Consider the following 15770-nt stretch of genomic DNA (forward strand, 5'->3'; position numbering starts at 1 on the left):
CTTGACTCATTGGATCAAGGCTACAAAAAAATTAATCTAATTAGTTTATCAAAGGATGTACATGCTTAGACAAAGTCTTATCTACTTATTATTGAGTATTCTGGTCGTAGTTTTTGCCAAATTTGCTCATATGTTAATTGTCTATATCGATATGCTCTATGCTTTCATCAATGTTAAATTAACCCCTATCTTCAGTCATAGCGGATTAGGTTTGACAATAAGGAAAATTATTCTTTTGGTATTCATACCAATCCTCATTGCTGCAATTCCAGCATTCAGCTACCGATTAATCAAAGGGAATGAAATGCCTTATTTTCTCGAATTAACCTGGTGCTTATGGCTTGTGATTGTGCTTAGTAATATTTTAATACGCTAGGATTATCATGGCTAAAATCATCAGTCAGCTAAATCCATCGAGTCATGAATTTAAAGAAAACCAGGCAAGCATGCAAACGCTGGTTGACAAGTTACAAAATACAATCAAGCGAATTGCCCAAGGCGGAGACGAAAAAGCCCGACAGAGACATTTAAAGCATGGCAAATTATTGCCTCGTGATCGCTTGCAGCAGTTACTTGATCCGGGCAGCCCTTTTCTTGAGCTATCACAACTGGCCGCCTATCAGGCTTATGAAGATGAAGTTCCCGCTGCCGGCATTATTACCGGCATAGGCAAAGTTGCAGGCATTGAGTGTATGATAGTTGTCAATGATGCGACTGTTAAGGGGGGAACCTATTACCCGCTGACAGTCAAAAAACATCTACGCGCTCAGGAAATAGCCAAAACCAATCATCTTCCTTGCATTTATCTTGTTGATTCAGGAGGCGCTTTTCTGCCCCTTCAAGATGAAGTGTTTCCAGACCGAGACCATTTTGGTCGTATTTTTTATAACCAAGCCACTTTATCAGCCGCTAATATCCCACAAATTGCAGTAGTCATGGGTTCTTGTACTGCTGGAGGAGCTTACGTCCCTGCTATGGCTGATGAATCAATTATGGTACGTAACCAGGCAACGATTTTTTTAGGCGGCCCGCCTTTGGTCAAAGCCGCCACAGGAGAAATTATCAGTGCCGAAGAACTGGGCGGAGCAGATGTTCATTGCCGGCATTCCGGTGTCGCTGATCATTATGCCGAAAACGATGCCCATGCCCTTCATCTGGCACGCATTGCGGTAAGCCATTTAAATCGTCAAAAGCCTGACGGACTTTGTCGCATTCCAAGCCGCGAACCAGTTTATGATCCTGGCGAGCTTAACGGTATTGTGCCTGCTGATCCGCGCAAACCCTATGATATTCGTGAGATCATAGCCCGTATCGTTGACGGTTCGGAACTGGATGAGTTCAAAACGCTTTATGGCACAACGCTGGTTTGCGGCTTTGCCCATTTATATGGTTACCCTGTTGGTATCGTGGCTAATAATGGAATATTGTTTGGTGAAAGTGCCCTTAAAGGTGCCCATTTTATTGAGCTATGCGCCCAGCGGAAAATACCCTTATTATTTTTACAAAATATCACCGGATTCATGGTAGGCAGCAAATATGAGGCAGCGGGTATTGCCAAGCATGGAGCCAAAATGGTCACTGCGGTGGCCAATGCCAATGTCCCTAAATTTACGGTCATTGTTGGCGGTAGCTTTGGTGCAGGAAATTATGCCATGTGTGGCCGTGCTTATAGCCCTCGTTTTTTATGGTCATGGCCAAATGCCCGCATCTCGGTGATGGGTGGTGAACAAGCAGCCAACGTACTGGCTCAAATTAATCGTGATAAACATGCCAAAGCAGGAACCAGCTGGACAGCTGAAGAAGAGCTGGCATTTAAGACAAGTCTTCATGCTCAATATGAAGCCCAGGGAAATCCCTACTATGCCAGTGCCAGACTTTGGGATGATGGCGTCATTGCACCTCAAGATACAAGAAGAATCCTTGGCTTAAGCTTATCAGCCGCTTTGAATGCACCGATTGAATCCACCCGGTTTGGCGTATTCCGCATGTAATACAATGAGTCACAGGAAAGGAATATAAAAACGAGCTGGGAAATAAAATTGCAGTCCCGGAATTGCTAACAAGAAGGCTTAAGGGAGAAATAGTGAGCGATATATTAAGCGATCTTCATAATAATATTTTCATTGTCACGCTAAACCGCCTTGGCAAACATAATGCATTTGACGACAATATGCTTGAGCAATTGCAGCTTAAGCTTGAAGAAGCGATAAACCATCCTCAAACACGTGTCATTCTATTGAAAGCAAACGGACGTAATTTTTCTGCAGGCGCTGATTTAACCTGGATGCAGCGAATGGCAGCATTCAGCGAAGAGGAAAATCTTCAGGATGCAATGGTACTAGCGCGGGTGATGTTTACTTTGCATAAAAGTCCAAAGCCAACTATCGCCGCAGTCCATGGCGCTGCTTTTGGAGGCGGCGCGGGTCTTGCAGCGGCTTGTGATATCACCATTGCTGCAGACGATGCGCAATTCTGCTTTTCAGAGGTGAAGTTAGGCTTAATTCCTGCTGTCATTAGCCCTTATGTGGTAAAAGCAATTGGTGAGCGAGCAGCCAAATGGCTATTTATGACAGCTGAAACATTTAATACTGAAAAAGCCAAGCAGCTGGGTTTAGTACAACATTCTATCGAAAAAGACAAACTGCTCGAATTCAGCCTAAGTTACGCAGAACAAATAGTCCAGCGAGCCCCCCAGGCCATCAGTGACTGTAAAACGCTGGTAGATAAAATCAGTAATAAAGAAATTGATGAACAATTGCTAAAGGATACCGCAACCCTGATTGCCAAAAAACGCGTTTCCGCGGAAGGCCAGCAAGGATTGCAGGCTTTTTTAAAAAAAGAAACCCCCAACTGGAATTAATACCTCATGTTTAACAAGATTCTCATTGCTAATCGTGGTGAAATTGCCTGCCGCATCATACGAACCTGTCGGCAAATGGGTATTCATACCGTTGCAGTCTACTCGACTGTAGATAAAAACAGTCAACATGTAAGAGAAGCAGACTCTGCCTTCTGGGTCGGTGAGGCAGCCGCCAAATCAAGCTATCTGAACATCGACTCAATTATTGCTGCAGCCCTTGCCAGCGGCGCGGAGGCTATCCACCCAGGCTATGGTTTCCTGTCAGAAAACCCCTCCTTTGCCAAAGCCTGTGAAAAAGCAGGTATTATTTTTATTGGTCCTTCTGTTTTAGCGATGGAAGCAATGGCATCAAAGCAGTTAGCCAAACAACTTCTTGAAAAAACGGCTGTTCCTCTTACTCCAGGTTATCATGGTAATGAACAGAGCGATGCCCGTTTATTGGATGAAGCCCGCCGCATTGGTTTTCCCGTTTTATTAAAAGCAGCCAGTGGCGGTGGCGGGAAAGGTATGCGTGCTGTACATCAGGAAGCTGATTTTTCTCAAGCATTAGCTGGTGCCCGTCGTGAAGCAATGGCAAGCTTCGCTGATGATACGATGTTAATAGAAAAACTAATCACCAATCCCCGCCACGTTGAAGTGCAGGTTATGGCGGATAATCATGGCCAGGTTGTCCATCTCTTTGAGCGTGATTGCTCCATCCAACGCCGCCATCAAAAAATTATTGAAGAAGCACCGGCCCCTCACCTATCTGATACTTTACGCCAGGGTTTAACAGAAGCAGCCTGTGAGGTTGCTCGTTCAATTGCCTATCGCGGTGCTGGGACAGTAGAATTTTTAGTTGATGGGAAGGAACATTTTTATTTCATGGAAATGAATACCCGCTTGCAAGTCGAGCATCCTGTTACGGAAATGATAACCGGCCTTGATTTGGTAGCCTGGCAATTGAAAATTGCTGCCAACGAACCTTTACCTTTGCTTCAGGAGCAAATTAAAACACAGGGGCATGCCATCGAATGCCGTATCTACGCTGAAGATCCTAACCAGGGCTTTATTCCTTCCATAGGCAAACTGGATTTTTTAAAAGAGCCTCAGGGAGAAGGCATACGAATAGACAGCGGCGTTTATCCTAATGCCTCGATTACGATGTATTATGATCCGATGATTGCCAAACTAATCACCTGGGGTGAAAATCGAAATGAAGCGCTACAGCGCTTGCAGAGAGCATTAGAATGTTATGCCATTGGCGGAGTAAAAACCAATATACCTTTTCTGCAAGCCATCTGTCGGCACCCTCGATTTGTCAATGCCGAACTCAGCACTGATTTTTTAACCCGGGAAACGATTCATCTTGCTGTCCCTGATAAATCTCTGGCACTGCTGATGGCAGCCAGTTATGATTACTTAAGCCTCGTCAACCAGAAAAAAGACCCTTTAGAGCAAAGCAGTTTTGCATGGCAAATGCATTTATCCAGCCATTGGCATTGGCGCTATGTTATTGAAGGTAAGCAAGAGAACGTCGAAATTCATCCTCTTGGAAAGGATACTTTCAAAATAAGCATGGAAAGCGAGGAGTTTGTTTTGCATGCTCAACTGCTTGGCGAAAAATTAGTGATTGACGATGGCCGTCAAACGCGGTTTGCTCTGGTTGATAATCAAGCACAGAGTATCAGGCTTCATTTAAAAGAGGGACCTGTTTCAATTGAACGTTTTAGCTGGCAAAACCTTGCCTCTGAAGCTGCAAAAAAAGGCCAACTAACGGCTCCCATGCCAGCTACTATCGTCGCAATCCTGAAAAATAAGGGTGACAAAGTTAAAGAGGGGGAAAGCCTTATCGTCCTTGAAGCAATGAAAATGGAGCACACTATTCATGCTCCTGAAGATGGGGTATTGGCTGAATTATTTTATGAGGTAGGATCGCAAGTCAATGAAGGGGCTGAGTTATTGGCACTGAAAACAGATCAGGGATAACCATGAACTATCCGCAAAAAGTTACCATAGTGGAGGTAGGGCCTCGCGATGGGCTACAGAATGAAGCCTCTTTTGTAGCAACAGAGACCAAGATTGAATTAATCAATTTACTCAGCCAAAGCGGCCTGCGGCATATTGAAGTAACCAGCTTTGTTTCAGCAAAAGCGATTCCCCAACTCGCTGACAATGAAAGCGTATTTACCTCTATCAATAAACCGCAGGCGATTCATTTTTCAGCGCTGGTTCCTAATGAAAGAGGAATGCTGAGAGCCCTGGAGGCTGGTGTTAAACAAATTGCCGTATTCACCGCAGCCAGTGAATCATTCAATCAGCGTAATATTAACTGCTCCATTGCTGAAAGCATCAGACGGTTTGAGCCTGTTATTGCTTTAGCAAAAACCAATAATATTTCGGTAAGAGCCTATATCTCCTGTGTGCTCGGTTGTCCCTATGAGGGTGAAATAGCGCCACAACAAGTCGCCAAAGTCGCTCGTGACCTGCTATCGTTAGGGGCTGATGAAATATGTCTGGGGGATACCATTGGTGTAGGGACCCCAAAACAAACAACCACTGTGATTCATGAAATCCTGGAGTTCCTTCCCCTCCGACAGTTAGCCATGCACTTTCATGATACCTATGGTCAGGCAGTTGCGAACATTTATGCCTCGCTTCAATGTGGTGTCAGCCGCTTTGACAGTGCCGTGGCAGGACTTGGGGGCTGTCCTTATGCTCGTGGTGCAACAGGCAACGTAGCGACTGAAGATGTCTTATACCTGATGCATGGTCTTGGCATAGAAACTGGTGTAGATATTTTCAAAATAGTGGTTGCCGGGGATATGATCTGTAAGGCACTAGGAAAAAAAAACCAGTCGAAAGTTGCTAATGCGCTGCTGGCAAATCAGGAGTACCCTTAATATTTCTCATTGGGGTGCGATTTTAAGTACCGTTTTTTCTTGAAAATTGCAGGCTGATGGAGCGCCAGAAAAACCCGGGATCGGAGCTTGATAATAAACTCATGTCCTTTGATCGCTGGCGCTCCATCCAGCCTGCCATCAATATTAACACCAACCACAATTTTAATCGCACCCTTCTCATTGATAAACTATTCTTGTTTTCTAATAACAGTGATATCTTTTGGCATTCTTTTAAAACAGAGTCCACAAATGACTGCTTTCAAAATAGGTTTGGTTCAACAGAAATGGCATGACAATCCCCAGCAACACCAAGCGCGCCTTGCCGAAGGCATTTTAACTGCCGCAAAGCAAGGTGCCCAATTGGTTTGCCTGCAGGAATTAACCTTATCCCCCTACTTTTGTACACGGCATGACGTAGACAGCAGCCCTTACAAAGAAGAAATTAATACAGGGCCTACCGCACGTTTCGTCAGTGCAATGGCAAAACAGGCAAATATCAGCATTACCGCCTCCTTATTTGAAAAGGCAGGGTACAACACCGCAGTGGCCTTTAACGAATTCGGCGAATTGGTTGCCGTCACCCGGAAACAACATATTCCCAGCGGGGAAAAATACCATGAGAACTATTATTTTAAACCCGGAGATTCCAATTACCCTGTCCATGATCTTGCCGGGCATCGATTTGGCCTGCCGACTTGTTATGACCAATGGTTTCCTGAACTATCGCGCATTTACGGTTTAAAAGGCGCTGAAGTCATTATTTACCCCACTGCCATTGGTGCAGAACCGACAGCACCTGGTTTCGATAGCCAACCAATGTGGCAAAAAGTAATGGTTGCCCAGGGGATTATGGCCAACACGTTTATGGTCGCGGTCAACCGTATTGGCTGCGAGGACGGTCTTGAATTTTACGGCAGTAGTTTTATCAGTACCCCAATGGGAGAAATTTTAGCCCAGGCACCACGCAATGAGCCTGCCGTATTAGTGGCAGAGTTAGATTTTAATCAACGTGAATTATGGGGACGCCTTTTCCCATTTGCCTGTCAGCGAGAACCAGATACTTATCAGGAGCTGCTAAACCCCCGGGATGCCAGGATAGGAATAACTAATGAATAACAACGCGTTGGCGGAAGAGAATTTATACAACATCAGTAACTGGGGTGAAGGCTATTTTACGATTAATGCTCAAGGCAATATAGAGGTTAACAAGAGCCTGGATGAATTTGACGGGGTTGAGTTACAGGCAATAGTCAACGCTGCCAGTCGGGCAGGCTTACAATTGCCCTTGCTGATTCGCTTTACCGATATCCTTCATGATCGGGTCATCAGGCTAAATGAAGCATTTAATCAGGCGATTCTCGAAAATGATTATCGCGGTACTTACAAGCTTGTCTACCCTATCAAGGTGAATCAGGAATCCAGTGTAGTGCGCGAACTTCTGAAAGCGCCTCAATATTCCGTTGGTCTGGAAGCCGGCAGCAAACCCGAACTTATGGCCGTAATAGGACTGCTGGGACAAATTCCATCAACCATCGTATGCAATGGTTATAAAGATAGCTGCTACATTCGCACAGCCCTTATCGCACAACAGATGGGACATGAGGTATTTATTGTCATTGAAAAGCGCTCCGAACTGGATATTATTCTTAGGGAATCGACGCGCTTGGGCATAAAGCCTAAACTGGGTGTGCGCATTCGCCTAGTTACCCAAGGAGCAGGCAAGTGGGAAAATACCGGCGGAGCAAAATCCAAATTTGGCTTAAATGCCGAACAGGTTCTTGATTTAATAACACAATTAAAAGCCAATAATTCACTTGACTGCCTGCAATTGATGCATTGTCATTTAGGTTCCCAGATTGCCAATATCCATGATATCCGTCATTGTATGCAGGAAGTTGGCCGCTACTATATTGAATTAAGACGTCTGCAAGCACCTGTAACCACAATTGATGTGGGGGGGGGACTGGCAGTAGATTATGAAGGCACGCATACTTCAACCGACTGTTCAATGAATTACTCCATCAAAGAGTATGCAACTCATATTCTATTAGCTCTTCGCCCCTTATGTGAAGAAGCCAACATGCCCGAACCCAACCTGATTTCTGAATCGGGACGGGCATTAACAGCACACCATGCCGTGCTGGTTACCAATATCACCGATGTGGAACTGATTAAGAAAACAGGCGAGCTACCTCCTATCGAGGTAGACGATTCGCATGTGTTTCGTGATATCTGGGATACCTACCAATCGGTTTCTGAAAATTCACCCAATGAAATTTTTAATTATGCGACCCATGCTTTGGAAGAGGCGCATTCCATGTTTAAACATGGTGTCATTTCGTTGCGGGAAAAAGCGAAAGTAGAGCAGTTTTTTACCGCGATCTGTTTTGCAATCCAGCAACGTCTGGATGAAAATAATCCTGGTGATAATGAGCTTCTGACCATGATTAATGAACGTATGGCCGCAAAAATATTCTGCAACCTTTCCTTTTTCCAATCCTTGCCGGATGCCTGGGCAATCGGGCAAATATTCCCGGTAGTACCCATTACCCACCTTACTGACAAGCCAACCATGCATAGCGTACTTCAGGATTTAACCTGCGACTCGGATGGTACCATTAAAAAATATACCGGCAGTGTCTGTATCAACTCCACCTTGATGTTGCCACCTTATAATGCGACAAATCCTTATGCGATAGCCTTCTTTCTGGTTGGAGCTTACCAAGAGATTCTTGGCAATTTGCATAATCTCTTCGGTGATACGAACTCCCTCGATGTAAAACTGACGGGGAATGGTCAATTTGAAATCACAGATTTAATCAGCGGTGACACGGTAACGAATGTATTAAATTATGCCCATTTTGATACCAAACGATTGTTACTATCCTATGAAAAGCAGTTAATTCATGCTGATTTGCCAGAAGAAAAAATTCAAACTTATCTCGATGAACTGCGAAGTATTTTTTCTCAATTAACCTATCTTGGCAGTAATAAAAAAGGATAATTACCATGATAACCCCCAAGCAAGCCGGTTTTCACATGCCCCCCGAATGGCATCCTCACGCGGGCTGCTGGATGGCCTGGCCCTGCCATGCAAAGACATGGGCAGCCATCGGCCTTCAACGGGCACGTCAGGCTTATGCAAGGGTGGCGCAGGCAATTGCCCAGTATGAGCCGGTCACCATGCTGGTCAATCCTGGTGATGAAGAATCAGCAAAACAACTCTGCGGTCAAAAAATAGACCTGATGAGTTTGCCTATCAATGACTCATGGACAAGAGACACAGGGGCTACTTTCCTGTTGAATAAGAAAAGCGAATTGGCCGGCGTTGATTGGATTCATAATGCCTGGGGGGAGAATTACCAGGATTATTTCCTCGATAATCAAATCGCTTCTGCGATTATAAAAAAAACGAATGCCCATTATTTTAAAGCACCTCTGGTCATGGAAGGCGGCTCCTTTCATGTTGATGGCGAAGGAACCGTTCTCACCAGCCGTGAATGCCTGCTTAATCCCAACCGCAATCCCCAGTTGTCACAAACTGAAATTGAACGCTATCTTTGCGACTACCTGGGAGCAGAAAAAATCATTTGGTTAAATAAAGGGTTAACAGGTGATGAAACGGATGGACACATCGATGAAATAGCATGCTTTATTGCCCCAGGAAAAGTATTAGCCCTGATTACTTCTGATAAGCAGGATGCCAATTACCCAATTCTCAATGAAAACCTGGAACGATTAAAAACAGCAACTGATGCCAGAGGAAGAGCCTTGGAAGTGTTTACTGTCGAGCAGCCGCCAGCAACCTGGCTTAATGATGAACGGTTGACCCTCTCCTATATCAATTTTTATCTGGCTAATAAAGGAGTAGTCATGCCAGCCTTTGGCCATCGACACTATGATGAAGCAGCCTACACGCTTTTTTGTCAATTATTTCCATCCTGCTCCATTACTCAAATAGAGGCCCTGGATATTTTTGCAGGCGGCGGGGGTATTCACTGTATTACCCAGCAACAACCGATATCAAATAGTTAAATTCGCCCTGAAACTTAGAACGAGAATTGAATTAGAAAAACCGCTCTTTTGAGTCATTACATTATTTTTTATCTCAAGTTATCATAAGTCTGAAACAGGGTAAGTTTTCTTAGGAAGAAATCAGATGAATACAGTGGTATGGCAGCCCAATGAGCCTAAAGCGAGCAGAATGTGGGAGTTTATGTGTTTTGTGGCGCAAACACATAAGCAAGAATTAAACGACTATCAGCAACTATATGATTGGTCAATCGAGCAGCCCGCCCTTTTTTGGCAAGCGCTCTGTGAATATTTCGATTTTACTTTTGATACTCCGGCTCATGAAATTCTCAATCATTATGAACATATGATGGATGCACGCTGGTTTTCAGGCGCCCGCTTTAATTTCGCTGAGAAACTGCTTCGTCGCCGAGACAATCATCCAGCCCTAATCAGTGTCAATGAAGAAGGAGAAAAAGAAGTTCTAACTTATCAGGCACTCTACCATGAAGTAGCTCGCTGTGCTGCCGGACTAAGGGAGGCTGGCGTAAACACCGGCGATCGGGTTGCCGCAATCATGCCCAATGTGGCTTGTACGATTATTGCCATGCTGGCTACAACATCAATAGGTGCCATTTGGTCTTCCTGCTCTCCAGATTTCGGCGCACAAGCTGCAATCGACCGCTTGGGACAAATAGAACCTAAAGTATTATTTGTTTGCGATGGCCATCAATATTTAGGCAAAAAACACGATGCCAGCAGCAAAATTTTAGAAGTTAGCCAGGCAATGCCTTCGCTGACTCAGGTGGTGATTTGCCCAATTATTAATAATCAAGTCAACCTAAACCACATCCCCCATGCAATCAGTTGGAGCAGTTTTCTCAAACCCGCGCAACATTGTGAGTTTGCAAGCCTTCCTTTTGCGCATCCTGTGTATATTCTCTTTTCCTCAGGAACCACAGGCCAACCTAAATGTATCGTTCACGGGGCAGGGGGCACATTACTGCAACATATCAAAGAACTTGGCTTGCATACCGATATTCAGCCTTATGATAACCTCTTCTTCTATACAACCTGCGGCTGGATGATGTGGAATTGGATGGTTTCTGTTCTGGCTTTAGGCGCTACCCTGACGCTTTATGAAGGAGCACCTGTCTACCCTGACGCGAACCGTTTGTTTCAATTGATTGAGGAAGAAAAAGTCACTGTTTTTGGAACCAGCGCCAAATTTATATCCGCTGTGGAAAAAGCAGGCGCCAGCCCACGGCACCAATTTTCATTAAAAAGCCTGCGTACCATTCTGTCAACAGGCTCCCCGCTACTTCCCAAAAACTATGACTTCGTATATCAGGAAATAAAATCTGAGGTACAGCTCAGCTCTATTTCGGGCGGTACTGATATTGTTTCCTGCTTTGCTTTAGGTAACCCGCTTCTACCCGTTTATCGTGGAGAACTGCAATCCTTTGGCTTAGGTGTGGCTGTCAATGTGTTTGATGAGCAGGGAAATCCCATCCGCCAACAACAAGGTGAGCTGGTCTGCACAAAGCCCTTCCCTTCCATGCCGATTTATTTCTGGAAAGATGACGATAAAAAAGCGTACAGGCATGCCTATTTTGAACGTTTTGACAAGGTCTGGGCTCATGGTGATTTTGCCGAAATAACGAAACATAATGGCCTTATTATCTACGGCCGCTCAGACGCCGTCCTTAATCCAGGAGGGGTTCGCATAGGTACCGCAGAAATTTACCGGCAGGTGGAGAAAATTCCGGATATTTTAGACAGTGTTGTTATCGGGCAGCACTGGCAGGAAGATGTCCGTGTCGTATTGTTTGTCAAGCTAAAAGAAGGTATAGAGCTTGATGAGGCACTCATCAACACCATACGCCAGACTATTCGCCATAATGCCTCCCCGCGCCATGTTCCAGCTAAAATATTGCAGGTTCCTGACATTCCGCGCACATTGAGTGGTAAAACAGTAGAAATTGCGGTGCGTCAGGCAGTTCATGGTCGCCCCATCAATAATCTGCAATCTTTGGCAAACCCTGAAACCCTGAAGTATTTTAAAAACCTTAAGGAGTTGGAGACATAAATCTGATACTGTTATTTGTTATCGATGCTCGATTATAGCCCTTATAATTTATAGGTATTAACATGGAAAAGAAAAACAAACATTTCTGGATAAACAAAATATTGGCTAGTCTGTTATCCTGGTTGATGGTATCAATGGCGCATGCAGGTGGGCCATTGTGGACGATAACACCTGCGCCAGGAAGCAATCCCACCCAGACGGTACCCGAAAACCGTACAGCCACTATTCAATATATCATTCAAAACCAGTCCCAAAAACCTAAAAAACTGGTGATCCAAACCATGCCGGGTATCGTGCAAACCACGTCCTGTCAACTCGCTCCGAAAGGACAAGTGAACAGCAGTTGCACGCTGAATCTTTCAATCACAGGAAGCGCCCTGCCCAAAGACGGGATTCATGGCGGCCCCAGAGTCTGCCTGGCAAACGCGGATGGCAGCCCCAATCCCAACCAATGCTATCAGCCCAGTAGCGCCAATAGTTTAAACATTAGCCGTGGGCCTGCTGTCGGTGTCATGATCACAGCCAGCCCATCCAGCTTAAATTTTGTCGCCGGAAATAATGGATTAGTCACTATAACCAATAGTGCTACATCGCCAGAGCCTGCAAATAATATAGCAGCCAGTATCCCTGGCGGCAGCAACATCAGCGTCCAAAGCACAACTTGCGGTGCAAGCCTTGCAATTGGGGCAAGCTGCACGATTACCTTTACCTCACCTGCAGTAGAAGGGCCTACCAATATCACTATTCATGGCAGTAATACCAATACCGCCAATGTTGCAATAACGGTAACAGCAGTCCCTATGGCGACGATAAACGTCAATCCGACAACATTGTCATTTACCGCAAACTCCACAGGCGAGGTGACAGTCACCAATGATCCAGGCTCTCCTTTTGCAGCAGATAATGTGGCGGCTACTATCCCTGGCGGCAGCAACATCAGCGTCCAAAGCACAACTTGCGGTGCAAGCCTTGCAGTTGGGGCAAGTTGCACGATTACTTTTACCTCACCTGCAGTAGAGGGGCCTACCAATATCACTATTCATGGCAGTAATACCAATACCGTCAATGTTGCAATAACGGTAACAGCGGTTCCCATGGCGACGATAAATGTCAATCCGACAACATTGTCATTTACCGCAAATTCCACAGGCGAGGTGACAGTCACCAATGATCCAGGCTCCCCGGTTGCAGCGGATAATGTCACAGCCACCATCCCTGGCGGCAGCAACATCAGCGTCCAAAGCACAACTTGCGGTGCAAGCCTTGCAGTTGGGGCAAGCTGTACAATTACCTTTACCTCACCTACAGTAGAAGGACCAACCACGATCCCTATTGAAGGGAATAACACCAATACGGTCAATGTGGACGTGACGGTTACCAGTCAACCACTGATTAGCATTACCGGCCCTGTGCAGCAAAGCCGGATAGTCACAGTATCAGGCGCCCAACTTAACCTGGAAGTCAGCAATGATGCTGGCAGTACAGCCAATGCCAATGGAGTTACAGTCAGTAATCAGGCAGCCTGCCCAGGTCTTCTGGTTGATGACAACGATTGCACAGCTGTTGCCCCGGGAGATTCCTGTACCCTGGTATTAACCTCCAATGATCCCTATGCGCCCTGTACCATCACTGTTAGCGGCAGCAACACCGGCAACAGCCCGCAGGCATTGATTGCTTTTAGAGCTGGCGGAGGGTTGGTATATGCTGTTGATGGTCTGGAGGTCAAAGTAATTGCTGAAGCCGATGAGGGAATCCTACCATGGGATTCAAGCAACGCTTGCAGTAATAATCCAAATGATTGCACCGATGTTGCTGCAACAGATTTAAATAATGGAGCAACCAATACCGCTAATATTGTTGCAGCGATATCCGGACAACCCGGTGTTACAGCGACCAACTACGCAGCCGGCGCCTGCAATGAAAGCATGAGAGAGGGCGAGACGGACTGGTATCTTCCTGCCCTAAATGAGTTAGGCACAGTATCTTCCGGACTATGTGCCAATGCCGTAATTCCCTGTAACTTTGGTAGCTTTTCATCTGCAGATTACTGGAGTTCGTCTCAGGATTTCTTTGATCCCAGCACTGGATTTAGCATTGAGTTTCCATCTGGCTTCACTGGTGGCTTCGATAAAAATACTCTTCTGTCAGTGCGCTGTTCACGGACGTTCATCTTTTAAACTCTTAGAGGAGAAGCCGTAAAGCTTGCTCCTTCTCCCGAAGCAGCAAGCTTTCTGAGCAAAATTATTATGTACATAATTAATCCATAGTGATAAAATATTTTCATTTCGCCTTAAGAGAAAATCACATGGTACAAACTGTTGTGTCTAATTTCCACAAAACTGCCACAGATAACAAGGCACCAATAACTGAGCAATGGAAAAAATTTAAGCAGCAGTTAAATGGCATCCCTACTGGTCAAATAGCCGTGATAAGTTTGCAAAGTCTAGATAAGAAAAAAATTGCTTTACCTGCGGATCAAATAGAGTCCTATATAAAGGATAACCCTGGCCTGGAAAAAACCGGGGATGGGCATACGGGGTTTGCTATGGCAAAAGCATTACATGCCCCCTTTGTTGTATTGCGCTCAGAGGGAAATCGCCGGGAAGCCAACCACGTCTTATCGGGTCATCTGAAAGACAATAGTTTAATTGTAATCACCGGTCATGGCAGCCCTAATGGCAATACAATTTCAGGCAATTATGTTGATGCATTCGATGACTCTTCAGAACATAAACCTAATCATCAGATCAGGCGCGAACCTGCGGAGATAGTTAGTTCGTCAATGGAAGCAGGTTTAAAAGCAGGAGAGCACATAACTATCTTGCTTAGCATTTGTTATGGCGCTTTAGGTACTACAGGTGCAGACAACAGTTTTGCGCACAAATTAGCCAGAGAATTTGCCAAACATGGGGTCAGCACGAGCATCATTGCGAGTGATAAACCCGTACGACGCTTCGGATACCAGGCGATAAAAGAAGGTCAGTTGCACTTTAATAGCACAACAGGTATGGACAAAAAAGACGTATGCCTGTTTTTTACGAAAGTGAATGAACCTGGCAACAATCCTGATATTGAGACGTTTAAGCCTGATGAAACAATTCAACTGTCAAGCAAAGGATTACAATTTATTGACCCATACCATCCAGAACCTGAGTGTGACAAAGAGCCAACTCAACAAGAACTATTGAAAGCCGGGCAAAGCCAAAACCTTCCTTCTGATAAACAAGCCCCCAAATCCGAGGCAGAACTAAATTTTTATTCTCAACTGAGATTACTGAAGAATAAAATAGGCGATTTGAGTGATCGGAAAGATAAAGCAAAGGAAAATTTTTGGTCTAATGAGAGTATAGCCAGCTACTTCAAACTTCACCAGCTTGAAGAGGCTTATCAGGCAGCAAAAACTCTTCATGAGAAATTAACCGAAAAAGGGAAATTTTTCTTTAATGATCCCACCCCTAAAAACTATCAAGTTTTTAAAGGACAATGTGAAGACCACATCAAATCTGCACGCATTCGTCTCGAAGAACACAGAGGCTGGTCAGAGTTCCTGGGTAATCTTGCCTTGGGAATAGCAACTTTGGGACTTGGGTTATTAGTAAAAGGAGCTATAAACCTGGCGAACAACCGCTCCTTCATTTTTTTCTGCAAGACAGACTCGGAAAGGAAATTAGATGGAATAATGGCAGCTATTGATTCAGCTTCCCCTTGAGAGTTAATGTAGGAATTAAAGCCACACAAGCGTATGGTTCCCTGCAAGGAAAACTCACGTCAGACAGGTTGGGCTGAACCCCGCCTGCCTTCAGGAGCCATTGACCGTACCCTTGACTTGTTAATCCTTAATACAATAAATTAGCAGCTTGCCTAATGGCTTGCATCAATGTATATTAACCCTGCGCCGATTTGAAATTCAGCTTGCGGGCGCTCAGTG

11 protein-coding genes are annotated in these 15770 nt (G+C 45.0%); all 11 read left to right on the plus strand.

What is annotated here, in order from left to right:
• The first annotated feature begins 61 nt into the window (after positions 1–61).
• The 11 genes from E1O65_RS00855 (at position 62) to E1O65_RS00905 (ending at position 15551) form a co-directional block, all read left to right on the plus strand.
• Entirely contained in the window at positions 62–376 is a 315-nt protein-coding gene (locus E1O65_RS00855; RefSeq protein WP_133131701.1) for a hypothetical protein, read from the plus strand.
• 7 nt (positions 377–383) lie between these two features.
• Complete coding sequence (locus tag E1O65_RS00860; RefSeq protein ID WP_133131702.1) at positions 384–1991, plus strand: carboxyl transferase domain-containing protein; 1608 nt, start codon at positions 384–386, stop codon at positions 1989–1991.
• A 92-nt stretch (positions 1992–2083) separates the two neighbouring features.
• Positions 2084–2860 carry an enoyl-CoA hydratase-related protein gene (locus tag E1O65_RS00865; RefSeq protein WP_133131703.1) on the plus strand — a complete coding sequence of 259 codons (777 nt, stop codon included), beginning with the start codon at positions 2084–2086 and terminating at the stop codon, positions 2858–2860.
• A gap of 6 nt (positions 2861–2866) precedes the next feature.
• Complete coding sequence (locus E1O65_RS00870; RefSeq protein ID WP_133131704.1) at positions 2867–4828, plus strand: acetyl-CoA carboxylase biotin carboxylase subunit; 1962 nt, start codon at positions 2867–2869, stop codon at positions 4826–4828.
• Between the two features lie 2 nt (positions 4829–4830).
• A complete protein-coding gene (locus E1O65_RS00875; protein WP_133131705.1) occupies positions 4831–5742 on the plus strand; it encodes a hydroxymethylglutaryl-CoA lyase in 912 nt (303 codons plus the stop codon).
• A gap of 249 nt (positions 5743–5991) precedes the next feature.
• Positions 5992–6858: a carbon-nitrogen hydrolase gene (locus tag E1O65_RS00880; protein WP_133131706.1), complete on the plus strand. Its 867-nt coding sequence runs from the start codon at positions 5992–5994 to the stop codon at positions 6856–6858.
• The gene (gene speA / locus E1O65_RS00885; protein WP_133131707.1) at positions 6851–8746 is read left to right on the plus strand and encodes a biosynthetic arginine decarboxylase; all 1896 of its coding nucleotides are present in this window, start codon (positions 6851–6853) and stop codon (positions 8744–8746) included. Before E1O65_RS00880 ends, speA begins: the two co-directional genes overlap by 8 nt.
• Before the next feature lie 5 nt (positions 8747–8751).
• Positions 8752–9777, plus strand: a complete 1026-nt coding sequence (locus tag E1O65_RS00890; RefSeq protein ID WP_207384212.1) for an agmatine deiminase family protein — start codon at positions 8752–8754, stop codon at positions 9775–9777.
• Between the two features lie 124 nt (positions 9778–9901).
• Complete coding sequence (locus tag E1O65_RS00895) at positions 9902–11842, plus strand: acetoacetate--CoA ligase (protein WP_133131708.1); 1941 nt, start codon at positions 9902–9904, stop codon at positions 11840–11842.
• Positions 11843–11904: 62 nt separating this feature from the next.
• A complete protein-coding gene (locus tag E1O65_RS12640; RefSeq protein ID WP_242601503.1) occupies positions 11905–14019 on the plus strand; it encodes a DUF1566 domain-containing protein in 2115 nt (704 codons plus the stop codon).
• A 128-nt stretch (positions 14020–14147) separates the two neighbouring features.
• The gene (locus E1O65_RS00905; protein ID WP_133131709.1) at positions 14148–15551 is read left to right on the plus strand and encodes a hypothetical protein; all 1404 of its coding nucleotides are present in this window, start codon (positions 14148–14150) and stop codon (positions 15549–15551) included.
• Positions 15552–15770 lie beyond the last annotated feature (219 nt).

Origin of the sequence: Legionella sp. W10-070 (genome assembly GCF_900640175.1) — a bacterium.
In the GTDB taxonomy this organism is placed as follows: domain Bacteria; phylum Pseudomonadota; class Gammaproteobacteria; order Legionellales; family Legionellaceae; genus Tatlockia.

What these genes read in the sequence shown, in the direction of transcription:
- speA (WP_133131707.1), top strand. Translation starts at nt 6,851, where the DNA reads ATGAATAACAACGCGTTGGCGGAAGAGAATTTATACAACATCAGTAAC.
- E1O65_RS00875 (WP_133131705.1), top strand. Translation starts at nt 4,831, where the DNA reads ATGAACTATCCGCAAAAAGTTACCATAGTGGAGGTAGGGCCTCGCGAT.
- E1O65_RS00895 (WP_133131708.1), top strand. Translation starts at nt 9,902, where the DNA reads ATGAATACAGTGGTATGGCAGCCCAATGAGCCTAAAGCGAGCAGAATG.
- E1O65_RS00870 (WP_133131704.1), top strand. Translation starts at nt 2,867, where the DNA reads ATGTTTAACAAGATTCTCATTGCTAATCGTGGTGAAATTGCCTGCCGC.
- E1O65_RS00890 (WP_207384212.1), top strand. Translation starts at nt 8,752, where the DNA reads ATGATAACCCCCAAGCAAGCCGGTTTTCACATGCCCCCCGAATGGCAT.
- E1O65_RS00860 (WP_133131702.1), top strand. Translation starts at nt 384, where the DNA reads ATGGCTAAAATCATCAGTCAGCTAAATCCATCGAGTCATGAATTTAAA.
- E1O65_RS12640 (WP_242601503.1), top strand. Translation starts at nt 11,905, where the DNA reads ATGGAAAAGAAAAACAAACATTTCTGGATAAACAAAATATTGGCTAGT.
- E1O65_RS00905 (WP_133131709.1), top strand. Translation starts at nt 14,148, where the DNA reads ATGGTACAAACTGTTGTGTCTAATTTCCACAAAACTGCCACAGATAAC.
- E1O65_RS00880 (WP_133131706.1), top strand. Translation starts at nt 5,992, where the DNA reads ATGACTGCTTTCAAAATAGGTTTGGTTCAACAGAAATGGCATGACAAT.
- E1O65_RS00855 (WP_133131701.1), top strand. Translation starts at nt 62, where the DNA reads ATGCTTAGACAAAGTCTTATCTACTTATTATTGAGTATTCTGGTCGTA.